Origin of the sequence: Humidesulfovibrio sp. (genome assembly GCF_035560995.1) — a bacterium.
In the GTDB taxonomy this organism is placed as follows: domain Bacteria; phylum Desulfobacterota; class Desulfovibrionia; order Desulfovibrionales; family Desulfovibrionaceae; genus Humidesulfovibrio.
The window spans coordinates 1-25,516 of the sequence record NZ_DATMYK010000196.1 but is presented as its reverse complement, the minus strand read 5'-3'; the positions used below and the strand labels follow the sequence as shown (position 1 = coordinate 25,516).

Sequence of the window (25,516 nt, the reverse complement as noted above, 5' to 3'; positions counted from 1 at the left end):
GAACTTGTCGGCAAAGAGCTCGCCGGAGAGCACGCCGCAGTTCACGGGCACGAAGGGCCGGCCGCTGCGGTTGCTCAAGGTGTGCAGGAGCCGGGCGAAGATCTCCTTGCCGGTGCCGGATTCGCCGGTGAGCAGCACGGGCGCGTCGCTGCCGGCCACTTGGATGGCCACGCGATAGAGCGCGCGCATGGCCTCGGACCGGAACAAGAGTCCGGCCTCGTGCATGGCGGCCCGCGCCTCGGGGTCGGCGTCGAGCTCTTGCGGCAAGAATTTGCCGCCGTATGCGCGCGGGTCCATCACCTTCGTACAACCTCGCGAATTTGTTTAAGCGAGCCGGGCCGCAGCCTGCCGGGGTTTTATCCTGCGTTGTGCGCCCCGCCTGCCTGGATCGCAACCGGCGGGATCCGCTTCCGTGGCGCTTCAGGACGCGTTTCCGGCGGCGAAAGAGCGCCTTCCGGCTGGTCCTTGCCGGTCGAGCGGCAAGTTCTTGCCGTTTACATGCTGCGGGGCAAGAGGTCAAGCATGTAATTTCAGGCGGTTAGCTTTTGGCCCGCTTCTTGATGAATGGGGAGCGTCCACTGCGCGGGCCGAGGGGCTGGCGAGGCAGGCTGGGCAATCCTGAGATGATTCAGAGGAGCGGGAATGAAGATGGATCGACTGAGTCTCCCGGCGAAAATCGCCCTGTTTGTAGTGTTCGGCGTGCTGCTCTTTGCCGTGGCCGCCTTTGCCTCCGGCAACGAGACCGTAACCAGCGCGGCCGCCGACGCCGGGGCCGAGGTCGCCAAGGCCGCGGTGCAGCTTGGCGCGGATACCGGCGTTGCCTGGTGGGTGTGGCCCACGGTGCTGCTGTTCTTCTGCTTCATCCTGGGCATCATCGCCGTGCTGGCGGGTGTCGGCGGCGGCGTGCTGTACGTGCCCCTGGTGAGCGGATTCTTCCCCTTCCACCTCGACTTCGTGCGCGGCGCGGGCCTCATGGTGGCCCTGGCGGGCGCGCTGGCGGCCGGTCCCGGCCTCCTGAAGCGCAATTTCGCGAGCTTGCGCCTGGCCCTGCCTGTGGCGCTCATCGCCTCCAGCTGCGCCATCGTGGGCGCGTTCCTGGGCATGGCCCTGCCCACCAATGTGGTGCAGCTCTGCCTGGGCATCACCATCATGGGCATCGCCATCCTGCTGCTCATGAGCAAGAACACCGCGCACCCCGTGGTGGCCAAGCAGGATGCGCTGAGCATGGCGCTGGGCATGGACGGCGCGTACAACGACCCCTCCACCGGCGAGCTGGTGCAGTGGAAGACCCACCGCACGCTGCCGGGCCTCTTGCTGTTCATCATCATCGGCATCATGGCCGGCATGTTCGGCCTGGGCGCCGGCTGGGCCAACGTGCCCGTGCTGAACCTGCTCATGGGCGCGCCCCTCAAGGTGGCCGTGGGCACCAGCAAGTTCCTGCTGTCCATCACCGACACCTCTGCCGCGTGGGTGTACCTGAACAAGGGTTGCGTCATTCCGCTCATGGCCATTCCGTCCATCATCGGCCTCATGCTCGGCTCCTTCGTGGGCGTGCGCCTGCTGGCCAAAGCCAAGCCGACCTTCATCCGCTACATGGTCATCGGCGTGCTGCTCTTCGCGGGCGGCAAGGCCCTGCTGAAGGGCCTTGGCATCTAGGCGGCTGGCGCAACAACAGACGACAATGCGGGCCGCCTGCGGGAAAGGCCCGGCAGAGCATCCAATAAGGAGAAAGACGATGAGCGATACCCCGAAGCACAACGGCAAGGCCGCGCCCGCGCAGGTGACCTACGCCAACATGCTGTTCTACGGCTGCTGGAGCGGCCTGGGCATCATGGCCGTCACCTACATCCTGTACGTCACCGGGATTTTGACCCCCCACGTGCCCCTGGAGAAGGTGCCCCTTTTGTGGTCCCAGCCCGTGGGCACCTATCTGGAACTCGGCAAGGTGCCCCACGGCTGGGGCTGGACCGTGCTCATCGGCAAGGGCGACTTCCTGAACTTCCTGGGAATCGTGCTTCTGGCGGGCATGACCATTCTTTGCTACATTCCGCTCATTCCGGCGTTCCTGAAGCGCGGCGAAAAGGGCTTCGCCCTCATGGCCCTGGCCGAAATCATCGTGCTTCTGGTGGCCGCGTCCGGCATCGTGGGCGGCGGAGCGCACTAGCAAGGTCCTTCCTTACCTCCTCTTTCAGGCAGGGGGTGCGGTCGGTCCTTCCCCGCCGCACTTCCCTCCTGGAGGAGACCAAAGTGGACAATACAGTGGCAATGCACGCATCTCTGGAACCTTTCGCCGGATTGGCGGCCGCCGGGCTGGACCGGGCGGACCTGACGCGCATTCTGCGCGAGCTGCCCTTCGGGGTCGCCGTGCTGGACCGCGAGCGGCGCACCCTGTTCCTGAACAGCGTGCTGGAACGCCTGACCGGTTTTTCCAGCGCCGAGGTGGCGGGCGTGCCCTGCCGCCACGTGCTGCGCGGCAGCTTCTGCCTGCATCACTGCCCCGGCCTTGTGGCCGCCAAGGGCGACTGTCCCGGTGCTTCTTGCGCCCCGGAAGGCCGCGCGACAGAGAGCCGCGAAGGCACGCTCATCAACCGGCACCGCCGCAAGGTGCCCGTGCGCCTGACCAGCGTGCCCGTGCTGGACAAGGGCGGCGCGCTTCTGTGCACCCTCGACGTCATCGAGGATCTTTCGGCCTTGAAGGAACTGGAGGGGCGGCTTACCCGCACCGCCGGTCCTGGGGCCATCGTGGGCCGTTGCGCGGCCATGGAGCACCTGCTGCGCATCCTGCCCGCCGTGGCCCAGAGCGACGCCACCGTGCTGCTCACGGGCGAGTCCGGCACGGGCAAGGACCTGCTGGCCGAGGCCCTGCACCGCGCCAGCCCGCGCGCGCGGGAAAGCTTCGTGCGCGTGAACGCCACGCCAATGCCCGAGGCCCTGCTGGATGTGGAGCTCTTCGGCCAGGCCGGGCCCTCCGGCGGGCAGGCCGACGAACAGGGGGGCGGCGCCGCGCCGCGGCCGGGCAAGTTTCAGCTGGCCCAGAACGGCACCCTGTATCTTTCCGAGATCGCCGACATGCCCCTGGCCCAGCAGGGGCGGCTCTTGCGCCTGCTGGACGAGAAGGCAGTGGTGCCCGCCGGGGGCGAGCGCCCCATGCGCCTGAATGTGCGCGTGGTGGCGGCCACCGGCCGCGATCCCGAGGCCCTGGTCGAGGCGGGCCTCCTGCGCCAGGACCTGTTCCACCGGCTGAACGCCGTGCGCCTGCATCTGCCTCCCGTGCGGGAGCGCGGTGAGGACGTGCAGTTCCTGCTCACCCATTTTCTCGGCATCTACGCCACAAAGTTCCGCAAGCAGGTGCTGGGCTTCTCCGAGGAGGCGCTCTCGCTGCTCTCGGGCTACGACTACCCAGGAAACGTGCGCGAGCTGCGCAACATGGTGGAGTACGCGGTGATGGTCTGCCCGGGCGAGCTGGTGCTGCCCGACCACCTGCCGCCTCAGGTGCGTTTTTCCGCCCCTTCACCCGCTTCGGGACTTCAAGGGGGCGGGGCTTCTCCGGCCAATGACATGTCCGGCGCAGGCAAAAAGCCCGTCGCCCGGAAGAAGGCGTAGGGGGCGGCCATGGGCAAGAAGATCCTCATCACCCTGTACCGCAACGAAGTGGCCCCGCGCTTCGACCTGGCCAGCGAAGTGCTCCTCGTCAGCCTGGACGCCGAAGGCCGCGAGGCCAAGCGCCAGGAACTGGTGCTGGCCCATTCCAGCGCCGATGACCTGTGCGACCTGATCCTGGACCGCGAGGTCTCGGTGGTCATCACCGGCGGCATGGAGGAAGAGCACTACCACTACCTGCGCTGGAAGCGCCTCAGCGTACTGGACGGCATCGCCGGACTGGCCGAGAACGCCCTGGCGCGCTACCTGGCGGGCGAGCTGGAAAGCGGCGACATACTGTTCCCCAGGCCGGCCGACGCGGAAGAAGATCAAGGCGGCGGCCATGTTTAAGCTCGCCGCCCTCCTGAAGCACCCCCTGCGCGAGCTGCAAAGCGACGTGGACGAAGCCGTCTCCCCGGAGCGCTACACCACCCTCCGGCGCAAGATCATCGCCCTCATGGTGGCGGCCACGCTCATCCCGCTCACGGTCATGGCCGTGCTCAACTACTACGAGCACCAGAACGCCATGGCGAGGGAGATCCAGAACCCCCTGCGCGTCTTGGTGAACAAGACCAAGAACTCGTTTGAGCTCTTCCTGGCCGAGCGCACCAGCACGGTGAGCCTCATCGCCAGCGCCTACACCTACCAGGAGCTGGCCGACCAGCAGAAGCTGGCGCGCATCTTCAGCGTCATGAAGCGCGAATTCCAGGGCTTCGTGGACCTTGGGCTCATCGACGAGCACGGCACCCAGGTGAACTACGTGGGCCCCTACACCCTGCAAGGCAAGAACTACGCCGACCAGCGCTGGTTCCAGGAAGTGCGCCTCAAGGGCAAGTACGTCAGCGACGTGTTCATGGGCTTCCGCAAGTTTCCCCACGTCATCGTGGCCGTGCAGCACATGACCGAGGACGGCCGCACCTGGATTCTGCGCGCCACGCTGGATACGCGCCAGTTCGAGCGCATCATCGCCAGCATGAGCCTGGAGCCCGACGCCGACGCCTTCCTGGTGAACACCCAGGGGCTTATGCAGACCAGCTCCAACAACTACGGCAAGGTGCTGGAGCAGATGAGCTTCTCCCTGCCGCCGCTGACCTACGAGCCCACGGTGCTGACCATGACCGACCCCCTTGGGCGCGAGGTGTTTTTGGCCTACGCCTACTTCCCCGACGCTGACTTCGCCCTCATGGCCGTGAAGCCGCGCTCCAGCGCGCTCAAGACCTGGTACACCGTGCGCGGCGATCTGCTGTTCATCTTCGTGGCCGGGGTGGCCGTGGTGCTCATCGCGGCCATGCGCGTCACGGATGCGCTCATCCGGCGCATGAAAGAGGCCGAGGACCGGCGCGAGCTGGCCCTGCGCGAGGTGGAGCACTCGCAGAAGCTCTCCAGCATCGGCCGCCTGGCCGCGGGCGTGGCCCACGAGGTCAACAACCCGCTGGCCATCATCAACGAGAAGACCGGGCTCATGAAGGACATCCTGACCATGCAGCCGGACTTTCCGGCCAAGGAGAAGATCCTGGCCCAGGTGGACAGCGTGCTGCGCGCCGTGGAGCGCTGCCGGGGCATCACCCACCGCATGCTGGGCTTTGCCCGGCGCATGGACGTGAGCATCGAGGAGTTGGACCTTTCCGAGCTGATCCGCGAGACCGCGGGCTTTCTGGCCAACGAGGCCATGCACCGCAAGGTGGACGTGCAGCTCGACCTGGACCCGGAGCTGCCGAGGATCGTGTCGGACCGCAGCCAGCTGCAGCAGGTGTTCCTGAACCTGTTCAACAATGCCCTGGCCGCCGTGCCCGATGGCGGGGCCATCACCGTTTTCGCCCGGCCGGAGAACGGCGACGTGCGCGTGGCCGTGAAGGACAACGGCTGCGGCATGAGCGATGAGACCCTGAAGCATATCTTCGAGCCCTTCTTCACCACCAAGAAGGGCAAGGGGACCGGCCTCGGCCTGTCCATCACCTACGGCATCATCAAGCGCCTCGGCGGGGAAATCTCCGTCGAGAGCACACAAGGCGTGGGCACCACGCTCACCATCACCCTGCCCAAGGGGCAGCGCGAGGCACTGGCATGAGCACGAAAGACTGGAAGATTTTGCTCGTGGACGACGAGCACGAGTTCATCACCACCCTGGCCGAGCGGCTGGAACTGCGGGGCATCAACCCCCGCGTGGTCTTCGACGGCGAGAGCGCGCTCCTTGCCGTGGCCGAGGAAGAGCCGCAGGTCATCGTGCTTGACGTGCTCATGCCCGGCATAAAGGGCCTGGAGGTGCTGGAGCGCGTGAAGCGCAGCAACCCGCGCGTGCAGGTGCTGCTTCTGACCGGCCATGGCAGCACCCGCGACGGCATCGAGGGCATGCGCCTGGGCGCCTTCGACTACATGATGAAGCCGCTGAACATCGATACGCTCATCGAAAAGATGGAGTCGGCCATCGACTACGCGGGCAAGGCCGCGAACCTGGGCCAGTAGGGACCAGCAGGAGAGGCAAGAGCCATGCGCGACGCCATGTTCATGGGCCGGCTCACCGCCAGCGCCACCCACGAGATGCAGAACATCCTGGCCACCATCCGGGAGTCCGGCGGGCTCATGGAGGATCTGCTGGCCATGGGCGGAGAGAACTTCGCCCACGCGGAACGTTTCAAGAAGGGCCTGTGCGTCCTGGCCGAACAGGTGGAGCGCGGCATGGCCCTGTCGGAGCAGCTGAACTACTGCGCCCACGCGCCGGAAGCCACGCCCGCCGGGACCGAGGTCAACGAGGCCATGCGCTCCCTGGTGGGGCTCTGCCGCCGCGACGCCGCGCGCAGACGCGTTACCCTGGTGCTGGCCCCGGGCCGCACGGGCCTGCGCACCAGTTTGCGCGGCCTGGAGCTCATGGCGCTTCTGGGCCAGGCCCTGGACTGCGCCCTGCCGCTGATGCCGCAAGGCAGCCAGCTCATGCTCTCGGTGGAGGAGCAGGGGGGGCTGGCCGTGGTGCGGCTCGACGGGCCGAGTTTTGAGGCCTTGCGGCAATCGCCCGGCTGCGCGGAGCTGACGCAGGGCGCCAAGGCGCGCCAGGTGGGCCTTTCCGCCGGGCCGGGGGGCCAGGGGCTGGTGCTTTCCCTGCCCAAGGCCGCGGCTTAAGCCCGCGCGGCGCGGGCACTTGATTTCTGGTTCAAGAGGAGTAGCATTCCAAAGTAGCAGCTTGACTTCACACCGTCCTGGCCCGGAGTGCACGCCGAGGCCGGCGACCCAAGGAGGACATTATGCTCGGAATGCTCAAAAGACTTGAGGACAGCTTCGCCGGCGCGGCTTTCGCCGAGGCCGGGGAGCGGGAAGAGGCCATGCGGATGGCCGATGTGAGGGAGTGCGGGGCCGGCGTGGCCGACATGTACGCCGCCGCCGCCTTTGCCGAGGCCGGTTGTTTTGACGAGGCCAGGGAGCTGATGGGCTGCAAGCCCAAGCGGCTTTCCCCGCCGCCCCAGACCTGCGGATTCCTGGAATCCGTCGGGCTCTCCGGGGTGCGTGTGGCCTACGGACTGGCGGAAGCCTAGCCGAACGCCAACCGGGGGCCGTGGGCCCAAGCCGTCCGCGGTCCCCGGAACTCAGGCGCGCAAGCGCCAAACAAGGAGTGCACATGAGCAAGAAGATCAAGCTGCTGCTGGTTGATGATGAGGAGAATTTCGTCAACACCCTGGCCGAGCGCATGAAGATGCGCGACATGGGCTCTGAAGTGGCCCATGACGGCGAGACCGCCCTAGAGATGATCAAGGACGGCACGCCGGACGTCATGGTGCTTGACCTGCGCATGCCCGGCATCGACGGCGTCGAAGTGCTGCGCAAGGTCAAGAAGGCCCACCCCGAGGTCCAGGTCATCGTGCTCACCGGCCATGGCTCCGAGCAGGACCAGGAAGTCTGCATGCAGCTGGGCGCGTACGAATACCACAAGAAGCCCGTGGACATCGACCGCCTGGTGAAGAGCATCAAGGGCGCCTACCGCCAGAAGATGGAAGACATGATGGTGGCCGCCACCTTTGCCGAGGCCAACGATCACGCGGATGCCGACAAGGTCATGCACGAGGGCGAGAAGAAGTAGCCGGGAGGACGCATGAACGCCGTCCTTCTCGTCGACGACGAGCGCGACTTCGCCGACCTTCTTGCCGAGCGGCTCTCGGCGCGGGGTTTCCAGGTCCAAACCGCCTACGATGGTGAGGAAGCCCTGCGCCTGGCCGCCGTGCACGAGCTTGATGTGGCCGTGCTCGACGTGAACCTGCCCGGCATCGACGGCCTGGCCGTGCTGCGCGAGCTCAAGAAGCTCAAGCCCCAGGCCGAGGCCCTCATGCTCACCGGGCAGATGGACCTGGCCACGGCCATCATGGGCATGAAGCTGGGCGCCACGGACTACCTGGTGAAGCCCGTGCCCATCGAGCGCCTTACCGAGGCCATCCTGCGCGCCCAGGACCGGCGCGAGGAGCGCCTGGAGGGCCAGCGCATGGCTGAGACCGCCAAAATGGCGGCCCTTGGCCACATGGCAGAAGGCGTGGCCCACGAGATCAACAATCCCGTGAACACAATGGTCAGCTTGGCGGGCTGGATGGAGGACCTGGCGCAGGAGCTGCGCGAGGCCCAGGCCACCGGCTCGGCCAACGTTTCGCAGGCCTCCCCGGACAATACCCTGGCGGAGATGCTCGCCTCGGCGCGAAAGATGCGCGAGCACGGCCAGCGGGTGAAGGAGATCACGGCAAAGCTCTTGTGCCTGTGCCACAAGGCCGAACCGAGGGAGCTGAGCGCAACGTCCGAGGCTGTGGGCTCTGGCGCGCTGCTCGACCTGGGCAGGCTGCTGGAGAGGCTGGTGGACGAGCGCAGGGGCCGTCTGGAGGACTGTGGCGTGAACCTGTCGCCAGCGCTGTCGCCGGACCTGCCGAGTCTGGCCCTGCCGCCTTCCGGCCTGCCCGGCGCGGACCTGGGCACGGCCATCGGCAACATCCTGGACAACGCCCTGGACGCCATGCCCGGCGGCGGCCAGCTCTGGCTCATCGCCAGCGCACACGGGCACGAGGTGCACATCGAGGTGGAGGATACGGGCCAGGGCATCCTGCCCGCGCACCTGCCCCGCGTGTTCGAGCCCTTCTTCTCCACCAAGGACGTGGGCCAGGGCACGGGCCTGGGACTTTCCGTCAGCTATGGCACGGTGAAGGCCTTGGGCGGAGACATCGACATTACCAGCCAACCCGGCCAGGGTACCAAGGTGCTGATCTCGCTGCCCTGCTGACGCACTCAGCTGCGGGCGCGGAGCTTCTTTTACGTAAAAATTCGTATCCTCCGGTCTTGGCCTGGAAATCAATTTGGCATAGGCTCGGTCAATCTATTATCCCGGAGGCCAGCCATGCCCCTTTCCCCCATTCCGCCCTCCCGGTCGGAACTGTTGCGGCTCATCGCGCCGTGCGGACTGTACTGCGGCGGCTGCCTCGCTTTTGCCGGCGGCGCCATTCGCAATCACGCCCGCGCCCTGCGCGACCTGCTGGGCCCGAACTTCGACGCCTACGCCAAGCGCATGGAGGCCATGAACCCCGTGCTGTGCCACTATCAAGACTTCTCGAATCTGCTGGGCTTCCTGTCCCAGGGCTCGTGCAAGGGCTGCCGCGATGGCGGCTGCCTTATGGGCGAGTGCGGGGTGCGCACCTGCGCCATGAAACGGGAAATGGACTTTTGCGGTCTGTGCCCGGACTTCCCTTGTGGGAACCCCGGGTTGCCCGAAGGGCTTGTGGAGCGCTGGCGCAAGAATGGAGAGCTATTGCGGGAGAAGGGGCCTGCGGGCTTTCTGGAACTGGTGCGTTCGCGTCCGCGCTACCCCTGATTCCTACCGGCCGTATGATCCGGCCAGCCCTGGCTATGGCTTTCCGGTCTTGGGTCGCAGGCGCGGCCCGGTGCCATAGCCGTCGAACATGTCGTCGTAGATGCTGTTGTCGCCCGGGAAGGTGAAGTAGCCCTCGACCACGGTCTGCGCGGTTCCCGCATCCAGCAACTCGCCCACGGTGGCCGTGGCGTAGCCCTTGCGTGCAAGCAGGGGCAGCAGGCGGCGCACCACCTCGGCCGTGTCCTTGGGCACGGCATTGGCGTGCAGCAGCACGATGGAACCCGGCCGCACGGCATCCGCGATGGCCTGGGCCCGCGCCTGGGCAGTGCCGTGTCCGCCCTCGCCCACCACATCCCACTGGATGACGGCGTAGCCCTGTTGGTTCAGGAACTGCGCCACCTCCTGTCCGCCGCGCCCGAAGGGCAGGCGGAAGAGCTTGAGCGGCCCGCGCCCGCACGGGGCCAGGCCCCGCGCCGCCAGCCTGCGGTCCAGCTCCTCGCGCAGCAGCTCGTACTGGGCGCTGGTCCAATCCACCTGACGCTTGCGGAACTCCGCCGGGGCCACGGCCATGTTGGCGTGCGTCCAGGAATGGTTGCCCAGCTCGAAGCGTGGGTCGGCCAAGAGCTGCAGGCTGCGTTCCGGGTGCGAACGCAGCCACTTGCCCCCGGCGAAGAAGGTTGCCCGGGCGTTGGCCGCGCGCAGGGCGTCCACCAACCGGGCGTCGTAGCCGAAAACGGCGGCCGCGCGCTCGCACAGGTCGAAGGTGAGCGCCACGCGCTTGTCGCCCGCGGGCAGGGCCACGCGGCGGATGATGCCGCGACGGGCCTCAGGCAGCACAGACAGGGGTTCCACGGGTGCGGTGCGGGGCGGGGCGCTGTTGTCCGGCGCGGGCAGTTGGTGCAGGGCGCGTTCGGCGCGCAGTTGGGCGGGATTTTGGGGTTCCGCCAATTGGGAGGCGGTCCACAGGGACAGGGAGCCCTTGCTGGGTTGCGCGGGCTGCGACGGCTTTTGGGCGCTTGCTCCCGGCCGTGTGGCGGGCGTTGCTGCCGCCGCGTGCTCGGGACTGGACAGGGAATAAAGCACAACCATCAGCAACAACACAGCCAAGGTTGACGAGCGCGAGATCATATCGGCTCCTTTGGTCCAGCTTGCCCCGCGCCTTCCGGCTCAGGTCCGAGGAGCTGGCGCAGCAGGCGGGAAGCCACGGGTGCGGCCAGCAGGCCGCAGATCAGGGCGTTGGCCAGGATGAACCACACCAGGCGCTGGCTGTCCGCCGGTTCGCGCACGGCCCGCAGCAGGGCGAAGAGCAGCCCGGTCACAATCGCTCCCAGAAGGCCCCAGAGCAGCGCGCGGCGCATGGCCAGGGCTCCGGCGCCGGACCAGGCCAGCTCGGCCGTGTCTGGAGCTTCAGGGCCGTTTGGCGGCGTGGCGGAGCCGCCGCCCTTGCCCGCGCCCAGCAGGGCGCAAGAGGCGATGAGCAGCACGCCCAGAAGGGTCAGCACATGGGCCTTGGCCGTCAGCGGTTCATGGAAGCTCAGCACCACGCGCACCGGCCCGGCCTGGGTGAGGGGCAACGCCAGGAAGGAGTGGTTGGCGCGCAGCACAGGAACCTCGGCTCCGTTGACCTGCGCCCGCCAGCCGGGGTGGAAATTGTTCGAGACGACCAGCAGGCGCGGCGCGGCGATACTCCCGGCCCATTCGAAGCGGCCCGAGCTGTGCGACACCAGGGGCAGGGCCTCCGGGGCGGCCGCCTTGGTCCGATCCGCCGGCGTCTCGGCCGGGCGGCGCAGGGCTTCGGGCAGGGCGTCGGCGTCGGCCCGGGCCAACAGGGCGCGGGAAGCCAGCGAACCCAAGGTCTCGCGCTCCAATGCGGAGCGCACGGCGGCCTCGTCGGGCAGCACGATCGCGCCGGAGGTCAGCCAGCCGCGCGGGAAGCTCTCGTGCAGGCGGTACACATAGATGGGCAGGCGGTAGGCCGCGTCCAAACTGGTGCCCACCAAGGCCGCCACGGGCGCTCCTGGGCCGTTGTCCACGGCCTCCAGGTCGGCCTGGGCCGAGAGTCCTTCCACGGGCCTGGGCGAGAGCAGGTAGCGCACGTTCATGGCCGACAACAGCGGCAGGTTCCACATGTCCGCGCTGGTGGGAGCGTTCTTGTTGTAGACCAGGAAGCGCCGGGTGGTGAAGGTGTCGGCCACGGGAACCAGGAAGGCCTCGCGGTAGGCCACATTCGGGTAGTTGGCGCGTTTGGCGTCCGTGTCGAGCTGCGGGGCCAGGATGGCCTGGAAATAGTCGCGGTACTGGCGCGAGTATATCTGGGTCAGCAGGTCCGCCGTGTCCAGTCCGTGGCTTTGGGCCACGGCCGGGGAAAGGTTGATCCCGGCCACGCGGAAGGGGTCGCGCTCCGCCTCGCGCGCCAGTTCGGTCAGGGTGCGGTGGTGGCCGAAGCCCTTGGCATAGGGCACGAAGCTATGGTCCATCATCAGGAGGGTCTGCATCTGAACCACGCCGGCTGCCAGGCCCAGGCCGCACAACCCGGCCGCCAGGCCCAGGCGGCGTTTGGCGGCGATGTCGCCCCGGCCCGCAGCCTGCACCGCGGCCACCCCGCCCAGCACGAAAAGCAGCATGCAGGCCTTGAGCAGCAGGTTGTCGGTGGAGACCATGAAGGCCGTGAGGACCAGGCAGAGCGCCGCGCGTTTCCAGGATACATCCATGCCGGTGCGCAGCAGGTGGCTGGCCCCCAGGCCCACAAGCAGGGGAAGGGTGACTATAAGCGCGCCGCTGTAGTGGTAGAAGTCCACGTACTTGAAGGGGGTGTTGCCGAAGAGGGGCTTCACCGAGTCGGGCGACAAAAGGATGGTAGCGGCCAGCCCCAGGCTGAGGAGCAAGGCCCTGCGCACCGGACGGCAGTTCTTTGCGTCGAAGGCAAAGTACAGGGCCGCAGCCAGAAGCATGCAGATGTTCAATGTGTAGCCATAAACATCTTTGAAGGTGATGAAGAACTGCGCCAGTGTGAAAGGGGGAGGCTGGGCCAGAATGCGGTTGGACAGGGGCGCGTAGGCGAGCAGGGAGAGCAGGGTGGGCGCGAAGAACAGGGCATAGCCTGTCCAAACCAGGAAGGCCGCAGCGATGCGCCGTTTCCGCCAGGGCGTCTCGTCGAAAAGCAGCACCAGCAAGAGGTGCAGCACGGAATACACCGGCAGGGTGAGCACGGGCATGGAGTCGTAGGTCAGCAGCAACAGGCCCAGCACGCGCGGCAGGCGGAACCGCCAGGTGCCGGGACCGGAGACATCCGCCGTGAGCATGAAAAACAGCGGAAAGAAGTTGAAGAAGGTCAGTGATTGATAGCTGTAGCCGGTGAGGGCGAAGGGAATACAGGCCAGAAGCGCAGCGCGCCGGTCCGCGCCAAGGTATTCCGTCAGCAGGCGGAACAGGCCGTAGCCCGCGGCGAGGATGGCGGCGGCATCGAAGGCCAGTCCCAGCATCCAGGGGGGCAGGAATAGGGAATACAGGGCCAGGGGGCCATAGGGCGGGTAGAGGGACGCGAAGGATGGCAAGCCACCCAGTTTGTCGACCCAGAAGGAAAGGCCATGCGCCAGGATTTCCCTGGCCTGGAAGAATTCCGGAAACAGCGCGTTGTCAAAGGTGTCGTGGAAACGCACCAAGCCATAGGGGCCAAGGCAGAAGCCAACGCCGAGCACGGCCAGCGCCACCCCAGCAAGGGCAAGCAGGGGACGGACGCGGGAGCGCTCCGGCTGCCTTCCCGTGGGGCTCATGGCTGCGTCGCCTCGGGGGGCGCCTGCCGGGGCCGGGTGACCCACAGGCCCCAGCCGATGAGGCTTTGCAGAGTCATGAACACGTATTGCAACAGCGACAAGCCCACGGCGGCCTCAAGCGGCACGCCAAGGCCCGCCAGGACCAGCGCGTGGGCTTGTTCGCGCACGCCGATGCCGTTGACGCTCACGGGCATGTTCGCCATCGTGTTCATGAGGCACAGGGCGCAGACAAGCTGGATGATGCCGGGCGCGCTTCCCGTGGCCTCGGTGAGGAACCACGCGTAGGTCAGGGCCATAAGGCCCATGCATACGATGATCACGAGCAGGCTGGCCGTCAGAGAGCGCAGGGTGACGGCGCTGCCGGCATCGGCCCGGCTGCGGGAGGCGAGGTCCACGATGCGCTGCCCCAGGGGCCAGCGCAAAATAAATGAAGGAATGAGCCGCTCCAGCGGCAGGCGCATGGAGAGAAGCGCCAGTGCGCACGCCAGTGTGAAGAACAGCGCTGCAGTGAAACCGGCGGTGAAAAGGGGACCCCCAAGACCCAGCAGTGGGATGAGAACCGCACCGAGAATCGTCATGCCGCCAAGGCCCAGGATTTTGTCCACCAGCACCGAGACCCCTGCGGCCACATAGCCCATGTCACGGCCGAGGTAGTAGGTCTTGGCCGCGTCCTGGCCCAGCATGGAAGGTGCAAAGTTGTTGAAGAACACCCCCACGAAATTCTGGCGCACCAAGCCGGAAAGGCGTGGGTGGCGGCCCATGGAGATGAGCACCTGCTGCCAGCGCATGGTGAACAGGACAGTGGTGAGCATGGACAGGATGCTGGCTCCGATGAAGAAACCCGCACTCAAGCGAGAGGCCATCTGTCCCAAGGACTGCCAATTCAGGCCGCGCGCCACCATGGACACGAGCACCACAGACAGCAGGGCCTGGACCGCGAAGAGCAGGGCGCGGCGCGCTTGCTTGCCGCCCTTGGTCTGGGTCGCCGGGCTTGCGGCGGCGGTTGCGGTGGGAGTGGCGTTCTCAGTCACGGAGATCCGGTCCTTTCTGTTTGTTTTTGGCTGGGAAAGAAAATCGTGGCCACCGGCCTTTTCTGCATGGCCGGTCAGCATCAATCGACGCGCTACGCTCCGAATTCACTGGCATGGCCGGTGAGGAAGCGTTTCACCTGCGTGTTGAACCGCGCCACGCGGGTGAGCCAGGTGCCGTTGGAGTATAGCCTACAGTTTTCTTTCCGTATGTGCCCGCCTGCGAGCAGTCGCTCAAGGCGTTGCGCCACCAGCAGGCCGCCCTTGAAGGCCGTTTCGATTTCGGCTTCGGTACGGGGCCTGCCGCTGTGCCGCAGGTAGGCGATGATCCTGATCCGCAGCGAGATGCCCAGGCCCACCACTCCAGCCGCAAAACACAGCCACAGGCCCAGGAAGGCGCCCACGTTGGCCAGGGCCAGGGCGAGGTTCTCGGTGGCGTCCGGGCCGGGCAACGCCCAGAAGAGCGCGCCCAGGCAGGCCAGCCCGGCGAAAAGCGCCGCAAGATAGGATACCGGCATGGAGGGACGCAGGCGGTAGCTGATGGCCTGGGCCAGGGCGGCCACGGCCAGGGCGGCCAAGGGCGTCAGCAGGGAGAGCAGGTCGTGCTGCATGGCTAGTCCAGATCCTTTGGCGCGCCCATGATGACGCGCCATAAGAGCACCAAGCCCAGCAGCAGGCTGCCCTTGGCTCCGGGCGCAAGGCCCCGGGGCGTGCGCAGGGTCATGCCGTCGGCCTCCATGCGCTCCAGGCGGGAAATGAAAAAGCGCTCCATGCCGGTGCGGCGCAGCAGTTCATCCTCGCCGAGGCCTTGCGGCCCCGCTTCGTCCAGGGTGCGCAGGATGTTGATGGACGGGCTGTCGGCGTCGATGGTGCTGAAGAGGACGACATAGGCCAAGGCTGCGGAAATGTAGAGCAGCCCCGCATGCAGGCAAGGGATGAGGGGCAGGGGGAGCCCCGCGGCGGCGATGCCCGTCAGGCCGAGCAGAGCGTTTGCGCCCAGCCACAGGGCCAGTACGGCGAGCAACAGCTTGAGCAGCGCGGCCAGTTGATTGCGCGGCAGGCTCGTGCGCCACCACAACACATGGACGGCGAGCGCTCCGCACAGCAACGCAAGGCCCCAGAGGAGGACGGTCACGGCCGGCCTCCGCGCGCGGCCTTGAATTCGCGGCAGAAGTCGGCCAGGGCTTCCTGCCAGGGGCGCAAGGCGGAAATTTTCTCCGAGGCCAGCGGAGTGACGCGGCTTCTGCGCCCCAGGGCCGGAAATATGGCCGAGGGCACAGGCTCCACGCGGGTCTCAAGCCCCAGCAGCTTCACCGCCGTGAAGACCAGTTCGTGCAGCGAGGCTTGGCCCGCGTTCGCCACATGGTACAGGCCGAAGGGAGCGCTCTGCTCAACTATCTGGCGCACGCGCGCGGCCACGTCCTGGCTGTAGCTGGGGGAACTCACGACATCCGCGGCCACGCGCAGGAGCGGCGCGCCGTGCAGGGCCTGCTCCAGCATGCGCTCCACGAACTGCGTGGCTGCCGGGCGCTCGCCGAACTGCACGGAAAGGCGCAGCACGTAGGCCCGGGGCGTGATGGCCGGAATGAGACAGTCCGCGCCGTATTTGCTCAACGCGTACGCGTTCAGCGGCGCGGGAACGCTTGATTCGGTGTGCGCGGCGCCCGGGGCGCAGTCGGGGAAGATGGCGTCGGTGCTGAAGTGCACCAGGGTGAAGCCCAGTTCCAAGGACAGCTCGGCCAGGTGCGCGGGGAAGCGGGTGTTGACGCGGTAGGCAAGGCCCGGAGCCTGCTCGCAGGCGTCCACTCCGCCGATGACCTTGGCGTTGAAGACAATGCCGGGGCGTTCCGCGGTCAGAAGGGCTCGCAGGGCGGCCTTGTCGGTGATGTCGGCCTCGGTGCTCTCCACCGCGCGCAGGTTCCAGCCGTCGGCAAAGGCGCGGGAAAGGGCCGTGCCCAGTTTCCCGGTCCCGCCGAAGATCAGCCCGTTGCGAATGGCGTCCACTATGTCCCCGTTGTTTGGTGCGATGAATGTCGTCTACGACTGCGCCAGCGGTGCTGGATTACCTGAAAAGCGTTATAGTGGCAATCAAACCGGCCAGTGTACGGCCTTGCTGTTAAGGCTCGATGCGGATTTCCCGGGCGCGGGGCATGCCCTTGCCGTAGATGGTGCGGCGCAGGCGGCGGATGCTGATCTCGACAAAGGTGTGCATGACGGACAGCAGGTTGCGCATGCTGAGAGCCGTTGAGTCTTTGCCTTTGAGGTCGCGGGGGCCCAGGTGCCGGGTCTGCAGATAGGTGACGTCCTCCTCCAAGATGCGGGTGACGATGTCGGCCTGGAAGCCGAAGCCGTACGACTGAGGCGGAAAGCGGATCACGTGCTCGCGCAGGAACACCGGCAGCGAGTTGTAGTAGCGGATATCGTTATCTGTGAGCAGATTGACCAGAGCCGTGAACAGACGGGAGATGATGCGGCGGTGCCACAGCTTGCCCCGCACTTCGTCCTGCACTTGGTAGGGGATGATGAGATCGGCCTTGCCTATCTGCCGGTAGATGTGCACCAGGGCTTCTCGGCTCTCGGCGTTGTCGCCACAGCAAAGGCGGTAGTATTTGCCCCGGCCCAGAAAGGCTCCGTCAATGAAGTTCTTTGAGAGGCCCTTGTTGGCGGCGTTGCGTACCAGACGCACCTGCGGCATGGGATTGTCGCGCAGGTGTTGCTCCAGCATCTCGCCAGAACCATCGGGTGAACAGTCGTCAACGATGATGACCTCGTGACTGCCGCCCCACTCTGCGAGTGCGCTGGTGAGTTCGTGCAGGGTGTCCAAGATGAACTCCCGCTCGTTGTAGCAGGTGACGAGCACTGTGAGGTCCACGTCATGGGCGAAGAGCGGAATGGGCGGTGCTGTTTGTTGGGGCTGGGTCATTGGGGCTCGCTTGCCGGGAAGAGGGTTATAGGGCTGGCAGGCCGCAGAAGAGCTGTTCCTGCCCCTCAACGCCCGTCCAGAAGGTACTAACGGGGAGCAGGCAACAACAATTCCAGTCCAGGGTGCGCTGGGCCGAGCCTTTTGGCGATACTTGATGCGAGTTCTGGCGGAAAGCCCAGAAACAGCCCTGTGCCGGGGGCCACGTCCGCTGGGCCGCTTATGGGCAGTCCGAGATGGGTCTTGCCCCAGCGCAGGCCGTCTTCGTCCACAAAACAGTCCACATGGCCGGGAAGTTCCTGGGCCAGCCAGCTGCCCGCTATGGCCGTGCCGAAAAGGGCGAAGGACCGTCCCTTGGCGTGCAGCGCTTCAGCCGCGTTCCTGGCCGTGTCCACGGTGCGGCGCAGCCAGTCCAGTGATCCCTGAGCCAGGGCCAAGCCCCGCCTGGGGGCCAGGTCGTCAGAAGCTGGGGCCGAGGCGGAAGCCCCGGCCCTGGGCCGGGCCAGAAAGCCCACCTCCTTGGCCATCCAGTGGCGGCCAAGGGCGAGGACGTCGAAGCCCGCCAGTTCGGCGGCATGGGCCAGGGTCTCGGCGAAAAAGTGTCCGCAGTGATCCACCACGGCCAAATCGAAGGGGTTCTGGGCGAAGTCCGGCACCATGACCATGAGCGTGCCATCGGGTTTGAGCAGGCCGCGCAGGCGCGTAAGCTCGGCCACGGGCTCGGGCATGTGCTCCAGCACGTAGATGAGGCTCACGGCGTCGAAGGGGCCATTTTGCGCCGCGGCTTCTTCCAGGGCGCCGCAATGGAAGCCGCACACTCCGGGCACGGCCTCCACCTCCGCCTGCCGCTGGGCGCAGTGGTCGTGACCGTAAAGCTTCCAGCCGGGCATGGCCTGCCGGAAGGCCGCCAGAAAGGCGCCGCCGCCGCAGCCCACGTCGAGCAGGCGGCCCGTCTGCGGCAGGTCCCACGCGCGGGACATGCCCGTGATGAGCCGGGACGTGCGCGGGCAGGCCTGGCCCGTGTCGAACACCACCTGCTCGGTCCCGCCGCTCAGGTGGTACATCACGTAATCGGCGTAGATGGCCGCGGCGTCGGCGCGCCACTGCCCGTCCAGGCGCTTCTGCACGTGGCCGCAGGCCTCGCAGCACAGGATGCCGCCCATGCGCGGCCAGGGCTTGATGTCGCTTGTGACGCCGGAGAAGGCCGCGGCGGGGGCAGGGCCGGCGCCGGGCGAGACGGCCGTGGCCGACCCTCCGCACAGCGCGCAGATGTCGGCCCCGGCCAGGCTCATTTCGGCCCCACGCACAGGCCGATGAGATAATGCGCCATGGGCGAAAAGCCCGTGTGCACCATCTCGTCGTTCATGCTGAACAGGAACACGTTGTGGAAGAAGTCTTCCAGAAGCGTGCGGAAGGGCCCGCCGGACATGCAGTTCACGTGGCCTTCCTTGCTGGCCGGGCTGGCCCAGGCCTGGCTTTCCAGGCTGGGCATGCCCACGATGAGCACGCCCTGGGGCGTGAGGCTCTTTGCCAGGTTGCTCACAAAGGTGCGCTCGTGCTCGGCCTCGATGTGCTCGATGACATCAAGCGTGTAGGCCGCATCGAATCTGCCCTGCGGGGCGTCCGGGTCGCTGGAGCGCACGGGCCCTTCCAGGATGTCGTGCACGCGGAACTCCATGGGCCATGGGCCTTGCGGCCTGCTTTTGGCGTCCTCGATGAACACGGGGTCGAAGTCGGTGCAGAGCAGGCTCTCCACCTCCTGGCGCACCACGCGCGAACCGAAGGCGTCGGCGCAGCCCAGCTCCAGCACGCGCTTCTTGCCCGAGAGCATCTTGGCCACGAACTTGTAGCGCGAGAGCAGAAACACCAGGCGCCTGGGGTCGTCGTGCCACACCTGGTTGCTCATGAGCCCGAAGCGCGCAAGGCCCTGGGTCTCGGCAATGGTGATGGTTTCCTGGTACTGCGGTTCGCGCGTTTTCTTCCTGGGCATGCTGTCCCCTGCGCCTACATCTTGATGAGCACGCGGCCAGCCTGGCCGGTGCGCACCAGGTCCAGGGCATCGTTGATGTCTTCCAGGTCGAACTCGTGGGTCACCAGGCCGTCCAGGCTTACGCGGCCCACCTTCACCAGGTCGATGATGCGCGGGATGTCCAGCGCGGGCAGGCAGGAGCCGCCCTCCGAGCCCTTGAGCACCTTCTTGAAGTGCAGAGGCAGGGTATAGATGCTGACCTTGTCGCCCTTGGTGGGCACACCCACCAGGATGGTGCGGCCGTCGGCGTGGGTCAGCTCGTAGGCCAGCTCGATCATGCGGGCGTTGCCCGTGGTGTCGATGACGACATCCGCCCCGCCGGGGCCCACGATCTTTTTGATCTCCTCGGCGATGTCGGCCACCTTCTTGGAGTTGAAGGCATGGGTGGCGCCGAATTTGAGGGCCATTTCCTTCTTCTCGTCGTTGATGTCCACGCCGATGACCGGGTTGGCGGCCACCAGCCCGGCGAACTGCACGATGTTCAGGCCCACGCCGCCCACGCCGAAGACCACCACGCTCTGGCCGATCTTGACCTGGGCGTCGTTGTTGATGACGCCCATGGCCGTGGTGACGGCACAGCCCAAAAGCGGCACCAGCTTCGGATCGAAGTCCTCGGCCACCGGGGTCATGCGGTTCTCGCTGATGATGGCGTGGCGGCAGAAGGTGGTCACCCAGCCCGCATTCACCACCTGTCCATTCCAGTCGTACTTGGGCGGGTCGCACTGCAGGCCGGTGCCCGGGCGCCAGTGCAGGCACACGCGCATGCCGGGCTTGACGGTCTTCACGCCGGGGCCGATTTCCAGCACCTCGGCCACGGCCTCGTGGCCCAGCAGGTGCGGCAGGAACTTGTCCGGGCCCTTGGCGCCCGCGATCTCGTTCAACTGCGCGCCGCAGATGCCGGAGTACAGGATCTTCACCAGCACCTGGCCGAAGGAGAGCTCCTCCGGCAGGCTGATTTCCGCCACGGCCAGCGGCTTCTTCTGCTCCACCAAAATGGCGGCGGTGGTCTTCTTGATTTGCATGGGGGGCTCCTTGCCTACTCGAAGTAGATGAACTCGTAGTCGCCGGTGTAGCCGAAGTGGCGGTACAGCCAGATCCACTCCGCGGTGTCGAAGAAGCTTTCGCAGGTCAGCGCCCAGCACTGCACGTTGAACAGCTCCTGCTCGTTGCGGTAGCTCTCGAGCATCACGTAGGCCTGCTTGCCCACGCGCTCGATCTCGGCCAGGGCGGTCTTGAGCTCGAAGATGCGCAGGTTGTGCAGGGTGGCGAGGGAAATGACCAGATCGAAATGCTTGTCGCCAAAGGGCAGGGCGTCCTGGGCGCGGTAGCGGAACAGGGTGGCCTTGGCCTTCACTTCATCGGTGTTGCTGGCCAGGCCGTGCTCGGAGATGTCGAAGCCGACAATCTCCAAGCCCGGCTCCAGGATGAGCATCTCGTGCAGCAAAAAGCCCTTGCCGCAGCCCACGTCGAGCACGCGGGAACCGGCCTTGAGGCCGTAGGTTTCGATGAGCGCCTTGGCCACCGGGGCCCAGCGGCCGGGCATGTACTTGTAGCCGCCGTAGCCGAAGCGGCGGTCGCCGTCCCAGTAGTCGAACTCATACTCCTTGGCCTTGAGCATGCATTTGACCTTCTCGTCCACCATGCGGCCGATGTAGTCGCGTGTGGTGGCCTTGTGCAGCGGGGTGACGAAGTTGCGCAGCTGTCCCATGATTGTCCTCCGGTTCTGGCGGTGCGTTGCGGGAGATTGTTGTTGTCGCTTACGCGAGCAGGGCCTTGGCCGTGCCCACGATGGTTTCCGTGTCGATGCCGTAGCGCGCCATGAGCTGATTCTGGGTGCCGTACTTGTCCGGGAACACGTCGGGAATGCCCAGGCGCTTGAAGCGCGGCTGCCGGGCGAAGGGCGTCTCGGCCAGAATCTCGGCCACGGCGCTGCCCAGGCCGCCCAGAATGGTGTGCTCCTCCACGCTGATGACCGCGCGGACGCCCTGGGCCATGTCCAGGAACAGCGCGGTGTCAAAGGGCTTCACCGTGTGCATGTGCAGAATGCCGCAGGAAACGCCCGTCTCGGCCAGCAGTTTCGCGGCCTCCTTGGCGGGCCCGAGGGTCACGCCCGTGGCCACGAGGAGCACGTCCGCGCCCCGCTGGATTTCCATGCCCTTGCCCAGCACAAAGGGGATGGCCGGGTCGGACACGATGGGGTCGTAGCCCTTGGCCAGGCGGATGTAGAGCGGCCCCTGCCAGTCTACCGTCTGGGGCATCAGGCGCTCCATCTCTTCGGCGTCGGCCACGGCCACGATGGCCATGTTCGGCAGGGCGCGCATGATGGCGATGTCCTCTATGGCCAGGTGCGTGGAGCCAAGGGGCGCGTAGACCATGCCGCCACCGTTGCCGATGAGCCGCACGTTGGCCTTGTGCAGGCAGAGGTCGAGGGCCACCTGCTCATAGCTGCGCCGCGTGAGGAAGGTGGCGATGGTGTTCACGTAGACGATGCGCCCGTCAAAGGCCAACCCCGCGGCCATGCCGATGGCGTGGGCCTCGTTGATGCCTTCCATGATGAAGCGCTCGGGCAGCTCCTCGCGGAACTGCTTCAGGGTGCCGAAGCCCAGGTCGGAGCCCAGGAATACGATGCGTTCGTCTTCCTTGGCCAGCTTGTGGACCATGTTCAGGCATTTGCCGCGCATCTTACGCACCCTCCTTGGTCGAAGAGAACGCCGCGCGCAGGCCGGCCATGTCCTCGTCCGTGAACTTGCTCTTGTGGTGCCAGGCAAGGTTGTTCTCGGCCGGGGCGTAGCCCTTGCCCTTCACCGTGTGGGCGATGATGCACGTGGGCTTGCCGGGCTCAAGCGGCGCGGCCTGGAAGGCCTCGCGCAGGGCGCACAGGTCGTGGCCGTCCACCTCGCGCACGGAAAAGCCGAAGGCCCGCCATTTGTCGGCCAGGGGCTCCAGGTTCTGCACCTCGAAGGTGGTGTCGTAGGACTGCTGCTTGTTGTAGTCCACGATGGCCACAAGGTTATCCAGCCCGCGGTTTCCGGCGCTAAGCGCCGCCTCCCACACGCTGCCCTCGTTGATCTCGCCGTCGCCCATGGCCACGAACACGCGGGTGTCGCGGCGGTCCATGCGGGCCGAGACGGCCATGCCCACGCCGATGGACAGCCCGTGGCCCAGGGCCCCGGTGCTGGCTTCCACGCCGGGCACTTTGCCCGCCTCCGGGTGGCCGCCCAGAATGCCGTCGTAGGCGCAGAAGCGGCACAGCTCGTCGGCCGGGAAGAAGCCCTTGTCCGCCAGCACCACGTACAGCGCCAGGCAGCCGTGGCCCTTGCTCAGAATGAAGCGGTCGCGCTTCGGGTCCGCAGGGCTTTTCGGGTCGATGCGCAGGATGTCGTCGTAGAGCACGCGCACTATTTCCATGAGCGAGAAGGTGCTGCCTACATGGCCGCGCCGGGAATGTTCAAAGATGTCCACCACGTCCTGGCGGAGTTTCTTGCCGCGCGCGTCAAGCGGCGTCAGCCCGCCGGGCTGGGTATCAACGCAGACAGTCTGGTGCATGGTTTGTCCTCGCTTGTGTGAGCATGGCGCGGGCCTTGGCCAGCTGGGTTTCGCGCCGGGCGTGCGCATCGTCGTTCCCGCACGCCGCGCCGGCCGCGAACACCCTCCGGGCATCGGCCCCGCGCAGGAATTCGTTCAAAAGTATCAGGCACCACTTGATTGCGTAGAGTGGATACACCGTAGTCGCGCGCCTGGGCAAGCCGGAATCCGTCCCGGCGAAGCGGGACAGAAAATCGTCGGCGAAGTGCTGGCGCAGGGCATCCGGCAGGCCCATGGCCGGGTGCAGCACAAAGTCGCACAGGGTCTTGGCCGGGTCATCCCAGCCGAAATATTCGAAGTCCACGAAGAAAAGGCCGCCGCCTGTGCGCAAGGCGTTGTGCAGGCCGAAGTCCGAGGGCGAAAGCGTGCGGCAGTGCTGCGGCAGCTCCTGCGCCGGGTCGCCCAGTTGCGCGGCGCGCGTCAGGCTCGTGTCCAGAAGGGGGATGAGCTCCTCTGCGAGGAACTGCGCCAACTCCACGCCCAGGCAGGCGTCCCGGGGCACGTCCAGAAGCGCGTCCAGCCGGGTGCGCAGATTGGCCGCCAGGGCGGACAGGGAGAAGCAGGCCTCCGAGGCCGGCGGAATCCGCTGCGCCGCATCCGCGCCGAGGCTGCCGGAGAGCCCGCGCAGGGCGTCCAGGAACTCCAGGCAGGCCTCCATGTCGCCTTTCGTGGCCGGGGTGGTGCTGGCCTGCACGCCGGAAAGAAATGAATACAGCGCCAGGCCCTGGCCGGGCTCCTTGGCCACGGGCCGGGCCACGAAGGACGCCAGGCGCGCATCGGCCGACAAGAGCGCCAGCGCCCGCCACTCCGCGCCCAGGCGGTCGCGCGGGTCGTCCTGATGCTGGTGGTAGTGCTTGCCCGCGAACACGCGCCCGCCGGCCGTCTCCACGCGGTACACGCGGGAATTGCGGCCGCCGTAGATGCGCTGGCAGGAGGCGATGCCTTCGCCAGCCAGGGCGGCGAAGTCCGGGCCCTGTTCCCGACCCTGGTCTTGGGCTGCGGCAGGCGCAAGGCCTTCCAGCAGGGCGTCGGCCACCTCGGTCCAGGTGCGCAGGCGCGTCACTCCGGGCTGCATGGCCGCGTCGCCCGCCGGGTCGAACAGGATGCGCGCGACGCCAGCCGGGAAGCCCGGCTCGGCAAAGGTCTCCTCCAGGTCGTCCACGAAGCGCGTGCAGCCAAGCGCCGCGATGCGCGCCACCTTGGCCTCGCGCGTGGGCTCGAAAAACACCTGGTCGGGCTGCAACCCCGTACCTGGCTCGAAGAACCCCTTGGCCGCCAGGAAGTCCATGGCCGCCTGATGAAAATCCGCGCCGTCGGAGTAGTTGTTGGCCAGCCGCGTCTTGTGGCTCACGATGTACAGGGAGAACCTGGCCCCGTCAGCGCGCAGGGCCTTTACCCTGGCCAGGAACTCGGCCACGCCGGGCATGAGCCGCGCGCGGGGCATGTGCGCGCCGTAGATGAGCGCCTGAAGTTTGCGCCACTCCTGCTCGCCGTGCTCGCCTTTGGCGCGCAAGGCATCGCGCAGGGCGCGCTTGCCAAGGGCGAGGGATGAGCCCGGCGGAGCCGGAGGGGGCAGATACCCCTCCGACACCGCCAGGTCGCAGAGCAGCTCGTCGTAGCCGACGAGGGTGTTGTCCAGGTCGAGCCCGATGACCGGGCCGAGGGAATCGGGCATGGCCATCAGGTCCAGGGGGTTATTTCAGCTTGATGGCCTGCATGAGCTTCACGTTGTAGTAGCTGATGTCGTCGAAGCTGTTGGGCAGTTTGCCCGCCTCGAAGGCCTTCTTCAGGTCCAGAATGGCCTCCTGGATGGTGTGCTTGGGCTCGAAGCCCAGCTCTTCCTTAATCTTGCGGCTGGAGACGTGGTAGCTGCGGTTGTCGTTGGTCGGGGTGGTGGTGATGGGAATGTTCCCGCCCAGGGTCTCGCTCACCATCTGGGCGATCTCCTTCACCTTGTAGTTCTCGTAGCCCACGTTGTAGATCTTCTTCTGGATCTTCTTGGGGTCCTGCTTCAGCATGAACAGGTACACCTCGCACATGTCCTCGATGTGCAGGTTCGGGCGCTTCTGCTCGCCGCCGAACACCGTGATCTGCCCCTTGTTGATGGCGTGGTTCGTCAGGATGTTCACCGTGAGATCCAGGCGCATGCGCGGGGAGTAGCCGCACACGGTGCTCGGGCGGATGGTGGTGACGACGAAGTCGTCCGTGGCCGCGGCGTTCAGGTATTCCTCGCACATGGCCTTGAACTTGGAGTAGTCGGTCAGCGGCTCCAGGGGCAGGTCCTCGGTGACCTCGGGATCGTCCTTCAGGCCGTACACGCTGGAGCTGGAAGCGTAGATGAAGCGTTTTACGCCGTTTTTCTTGGAAATGTCCACCAGGGGCAGGAAGGCGTCGTAGTTGATGGAGCGGCCCAGGTTCGGGTCAAGCTCGTAGCTCGGGTCATTGCTGATGCAGGCCAGGTGGATCACCGCGTCGCAGCCGGGCAGGTGCTTTTCCAAAAGGCTCACGTCCCGCAGGTCGCCCTTGATCTCGGTCAGCTTGGGGTCGCCCTTGCCGCCCAGGATAACGTCGTCGCCGTAAAGATAGAGATCCAGCACCTTCACGGCGTAGCCCGCGTCCAGGAGCTTGGGAACGAGCAGGGCGCCCACATATCCGGCGCCGCCGGTGACGAAAACGGTCTTGATGTCGCTCATGGTGTCAGTCCTGTTCAGATGT

Annotated in this window: 27 protein-coding genes; 11 read left to right on the top strand and 16 right to left on the bottom strand. The window is 66.6% G+C overall.

What is annotated here, in order from left to right:
• Positions 1-297 (bottom strand): sigma 54-interacting transcriptional regulator (locus VN419_RS07805; protein ID WP_325646198.1); only part of this gene is annotated, 297 nt, incomplete at its 3' end.
• A 351-nt stretch (positions 298-648) separates the two neighbouring features.
• On the opposite strand from VN419_RS07805, the gene VN419_RS07800 reads away from it, so the two are divergent.
• The 11 genes from VN419_RS07800 (at position 649) to VN419_RS07750 (ending at position 9,466) form a co-directional block, all read left to right on the top strand.
• Complete coding sequence (locus VN419_RS07800) at positions 649-1,656, top strand: sulfite exporter TauE/SafE family protein (RefSeq protein ID WP_325646196.1); 1,008 nt, start codon at positions 649-651, stop codon at positions 1,654-1,656.
• A gap of 79 nt (positions 1,657-1,735) precedes the next feature.
• Positions 1,736-2,164 (top strand): DUF1634 domain-containing protein, encoded by a 429-nt coding sequence (locus VN419_RS07795; RefSeq protein ID WP_325646194.1) that lies wholly within the window; start codon positions 1,736-1,738, stop codon positions 2,162-2,164.
• Positions 2,165-2,265: 101 nt separating this feature from the next.
• Positions 2,266-3,603 (top strand): sigma-54 interaction domain-containing protein, encoded by a 1,338-nt coding sequence (locus tag VN419_RS07790; protein WP_325646192.1) that lies wholly within the window; start codon positions 2,266-2,268, stop codon positions 3,601-3,603.
• Positions 3,604-3,612: 9 nt separating this feature from the next.
• Positions 3,613-3,990: a dinitrogenase iron-molybdenum cofactor biosynthesis protein gene (locus VN419_RS07785; protein ID WP_325646190.1), complete on the top strand. Its 378-nt coding sequence runs from the start codon at positions 3,613-3,615 to the stop codon at positions 3,988-3,990.
• Positions 3,983-5,707 carry a sensor histidine kinase gene (locus tag VN419_RS07780; protein WP_325646188.1) on the top strand — a complete coding sequence of 575 codons (1,725 nt, stop codon included), beginning with the start codon at positions 3,983-3,985 and terminating at the stop codon, positions 5,705-5,707. The genes VN419_RS07785 and VN419_RS07780 overlap by 8 nt, the downstream gene beginning before the upstream one ends.
• Positions 5,704-6,102, top strand: a complete 399-nt coding sequence (locus tag VN419_RS07775; RefSeq protein ID WP_325646186.1) for a response regulator — start codon at positions 5,704-5,706, stop codon at positions 6,100-6,102. The genes VN419_RS07780 and VN419_RS07775 overlap by 4 nt, the downstream gene beginning before the upstream one ends.
• A gap of 24 nt (positions 6,103-6,126) precedes the next feature.
• Complete coding sequence (locus VN419_RS07770; protein WP_325646184.1) at positions 6,127-6,753, top strand: hypothetical protein; 627 nt, start codon at positions 6,127-6,129, stop codon at positions 6,751-6,753.
• A gap of 122 nt (positions 6,754-6,875) precedes the next feature.
• The gene (locus VN419_RS07765; RefSeq protein ID WP_325646182.1) at positions 6,876-7,163 is read left to right on the top strand and encodes a hypothetical protein; all 288 of its coding nucleotides are present in this window, start codon (positions 6,876-6,878) and stop codon (positions 7,161-7,163) included.
• An 83-nt stretch (positions 7,164-7,246) separates the two neighbouring features.
• On the top strand, positions 7,247-7,705 hold the full coding sequence (locus VN419_RS07760; protein ID WP_325646180.1) for a response regulator: 459 nt from the start codon (positions 7,247-7,249) through the stop codon (positions 7,703-7,705).
• A 12-nt stretch (positions 7,706-7,717) separates the two neighbouring features.
• Positions 7,718-8,881 (top strand): sensor histidine kinase, encoded by a 1,164-nt coding sequence (locus tag VN419_RS07755; protein WP_325646178.1) that lies wholly within the window; start codon positions 7,718-7,720, stop codon positions 8,879-8,881.
• Positions 8,882-8,995: 114 nt separating this feature from the next.
• Positions 8,996-9,466 (top strand): DUF3795 domain-containing protein, encoded by a 471-nt coding sequence (locus VN419_RS07750; RefSeq protein ID WP_325646176.1) that lies wholly within the window; start codon positions 8,996-8,998, stop codon positions 9,464-9,466.
• Positions 9,467-9,499: 33 nt separating this feature from the next.
• On the opposite strand, the gene VN419_RS07745 is transcribed toward VN419_RS07750, so the two are convergent.
• The 15 genes from VN419_RS07745 to VN419_RS07675 all read right to left on the bottom strand — a co-directional run.
• Complete coding sequence (locus VN419_RS07745) at positions 9,500-10,414, bottom strand: polysaccharide deacetylase family protein (protein ID WP_325646174.1); 915 nt, start codon at positions 10,412-10,414, stop codon at positions 9,500-9,502.
• Between the two features lie 176 nt (positions 10,415-10,590).
• The gene (locus VN419_RS07740; protein WP_325646172.1) at positions 10,591-13,239 is read right to left on the bottom strand and encodes a DUF6044 family protein; all 2,649 of its coding nucleotides are present in this window, start codon (positions 13,237-13,239) and stop codon (positions 10,591-10,593) included.
• Entirely contained in the window at positions 13,236-14,270 is a 1,035-nt protein-coding gene (locus VN419_RS07735) for a lysylphosphatidylglycerol synthase transmembrane domain-containing protein (RefSeq protein WP_325646170.1), read from the bottom strand. The genes VN419_RS07740 and VN419_RS07735 overlap by 4 nt, the downstream gene beginning before the upstream one ends.
• Before the next feature lie 92 nt (positions 14,271-14,362).
• A complete protein-coding gene (locus VN419_RS07730) occupies positions 14,363-14,878 on the bottom strand; it encodes a hypothetical protein (protein WP_325646168.1) in 516 nt (171 codons plus the stop codon).
• 2 nt (positions 14,879-14,880) lie between these two features.
• Entirely contained in the window at positions 14,881-15,402 is a 522-nt protein-coding gene (locus VN419_RS07725) for a hypothetical protein (protein WP_325646166.1), read from the bottom strand.
• Entirely contained in the window at positions 15,399-16,271 is an 873-nt protein-coding gene (locus VN419_RS07720; RefSeq protein ID WP_325646164.1) for an NAD(P)-dependent oxidoreductase, read from the bottom strand. Before VN419_RS07720 ends, VN419_RS07725 begins: the two co-directional genes overlap by 4 nt.
• A gap of 112 nt (positions 16,272-16,383) precedes the next feature.
• The gene (locus VN419_RS07715; protein WP_325646162.1) at positions 16,384-17,190 is read right to left on the bottom strand and encodes a glycosyltransferase family 2 protein; all 807 of its coding nucleotides are present in this window, start codon (positions 17,188-17,190) and stop codon (positions 16,384-16,386) included.
• Between the two features lie 86 nt (positions 17,191-17,276).
• Entirely contained in the window at positions 17,277-18,479 is a 1,203-nt protein-coding gene (locus VN419_RS07710; RefSeq protein ID WP_325646160.1) for a class I SAM-dependent methyltransferase, read from the bottom strand.
• Positions 18,476-19,177 carry a class I SAM-dependent methyltransferase gene (locus VN419_RS07705; RefSeq protein WP_325646158.1) on the bottom strand — a complete coding sequence of 234 codons (702 nt, stop codon included), beginning with the start codon at positions 19,175-19,177 and terminating at the stop codon, positions 18,476-18,478. The genes VN419_RS07710 and VN419_RS07705 overlap by 4 nt, the downstream gene beginning before the upstream one ends.
• Before the next feature lie 14 nt (positions 19,178-19,191).
• Positions 19,192-20,238, bottom strand: coding sequence for a zinc-binding dehydrogenase (locus VN419_RS07700; protein ID WP_325646156.1), 1,047 nt, complete (start codon positions 20,236-20,238; stop codon positions 19,192-19,194).
• Positions 20,239-20,252: 14 nt separating this feature from the next.
• Entirely contained in the window at positions 20,253-20,924 is a 672-nt protein-coding gene (locus tag VN419_RS07695) for a class I SAM-dependent methyltransferase (protein ID WP_325646154.1), read from the bottom strand.
• 49 nt (positions 20,925-20,973) lie between these two features.
• On the bottom strand, positions 20,974-21,897 hold the full coding sequence (locus VN419_RS07690) for a transketolase family protein (protein WP_325646152.1): 924 nt from the start codon (positions 21,895-21,897) through the stop codon (positions 20,974-20,976).
• A 1-nt stretch (position 21,898) separates the two neighbouring features.
• Positions 21,899-22,762, bottom strand: a complete 864-nt coding sequence (locus VN419_RS07685) for a transketolase (RefSeq protein ID WP_325646150.1) — start codon at positions 22,760-22,762, stop codon at positions 21,899-21,901.
• Positions 22,740-24,476, bottom strand: coding sequence for a hypothetical protein (locus tag VN419_RS07680; protein WP_325646148.1), 1,737 nt, complete (start codon positions 24,474-24,476; stop codon positions 22,740-22,742). Before VN419_RS07680 ends, VN419_RS07685 begins: the two co-directional genes overlap by 23 nt.
• A gap of 19 nt (positions 24,477-24,495) precedes the next feature.
• A partial coding sequence (locus VN419_RS07675; protein ID WP_325646146.1) for an NAD-dependent epimerase/dehydratase occupies positions 24,496-25,516 on the bottom strand: 1,021 nt, incomplete at its 5' end.

What these genes read in the sequence shown, in the direction of transcription:
- VN419_RS07800 (WP_325646196.1), top strand. Translation starts at nt 649, where the DNA reads ATGGATCGACTGAGTCTCCCGGCGAAAATCGCCCTGTTTGTAGTGTTC.
- VN419_RS07795 (WP_325646194.1), top strand. Translation starts at nt 1,736, where the DNA reads ATGAGCGATACCCCGAAGCACAACGGCAAGGCCGCGCCCGCGCAGGTG.
- VN419_RS07790 (WP_325646192.1), top strand. Translation starts at nt 2,266, where the DNA reads ATGCACGCATCTCTGGAACCTTTCGCCGGATTGGCGGCCGCCGGGCTG.
- VN419_RS07785 (WP_325646190.1), top strand. Translation starts at nt 3,613, where the DNA reads ATGGGCAAGAAGATCCTCATCACCCTGTACCGCAACGAAGTGGCCCCG.
- VN419_RS07780 (WP_325646188.1), top strand. Translation starts at nt 3,983, where the DNA reads ATGTTTAAGCTCGCCGCCCTCCTGAAGCACCCCCTGCGCGAGCTGCAA.
- VN419_RS07775 (WP_325646186.1), top strand. Translation starts at nt 5,704, where the DNA reads ATGAGCACGAAAGACTGGAAGATTTTGCTCGTGGACGACGAGCACGAG.
- VN419_RS07770 (WP_325646184.1), top strand. Translation starts at nt 6,127, where the DNA reads ATGCGCGACGCCATGTTCATGGGCCGGCTCACCGCCAGCGCCACCCAC.
- VN419_RS07765 (WP_325646182.1), top strand. Translation starts at nt 6,876, where the DNA reads ATGCTCGGAATGCTCAAAAGACTTGAGGACAGCTTCGCCGGCGCGGCT.
- VN419_RS07760 (WP_325646180.1), top strand. Translation starts at nt 7,247, where the DNA reads ATGAGCAAGAAGATCAAGCTGCTGCTGGTTGATGATGAGGAGAATTTC.
- VN419_RS07755 (WP_325646178.1), top strand. Translation starts at nt 7,718, where the DNA reads ATGAACGCCGTCCTTCTCGTCGACGACGAGCGCGACTTCGCCGACCTT.
- VN419_RS07750 (WP_325646176.1), top strand. Translation starts at nt 8,996, where the DNA reads ATGCCCCTTTCCCCCATTCCGCCCTCCCGGTCGGAACTGTTGCGGCTC.
- VN419_RS07740 (WP_325646172.1), bottom strand. Translation starts at nt 13,239, where the DNA reads ATGAGCCCCACGGGAAGGCAGCCGGAGCGCTCCCGCGTCCGTCCCCTG.
- VN419_RS07730 (WP_325646168.1), bottom strand. Translation starts at nt 14,878, where the DNA reads ATGCAGCACGACCTGCTCTCCCTGCTGACGCCCTTGGCCGCCCTGGCC.
- VN419_RS07715 (WP_325646162.1), bottom strand. Translation starts at nt 17,190, where the DNA reads ATGACCCAGCCCCAACAAACAGCACCGCCCATTCCGCTCTTCGCCCAT.
- VN419_RS07710 (WP_325646160.1), bottom strand. Translation starts at nt 18,479, where the DNA reads ATGAGCCTGGCCGGGGCCGACATCTGCGCGCTGTGCGGAGGGTCGGCC.
- VN419_RS07705 (WP_325646158.1), bottom strand. Translation starts at nt 19,177, where the DNA reads ATGCCCAGGAAGAAAACGCGCGAACCGCAGTACCAGGAAACCATCACC.
- VN419_RS07700 (WP_325646156.1), bottom strand. Translation starts at nt 20,238, where the DNA reads ATGCAAATCAAGAAGACCACCGCCGCCATTTTGGTGGAGCAGAAGAAG.
- VN419_RS07695 (WP_325646154.1), bottom strand. Translation starts at nt 20,924, where the DNA reads ATGGGACAGCTGCGCAACTTCGTCACCCCGCTGCACAAGGCCACCACA.
- VN419_RS07690 (WP_325646152.1), bottom strand. Translation starts at nt 21,897, where the DNA reads ATGCGCGGCAAATGCCTGAACATGGTCCACAAGCTGGCCAAGGAAGAC.
- VN419_RS07685 (WP_325646150.1), bottom strand. Translation starts at nt 22,762, where the DNA reads ATGCACCAGACTGTCTGCGTTGATACCCAGCCCGGCGGGCTGACGCCG.
- VN419_RS07680 (WP_325646148.1), bottom strand. Translation starts at nt 24,476, where the DNA reads ATGCCCGATTCCCTCGGCCCGGTCATCGGGCTCGACCTGGACAACACC.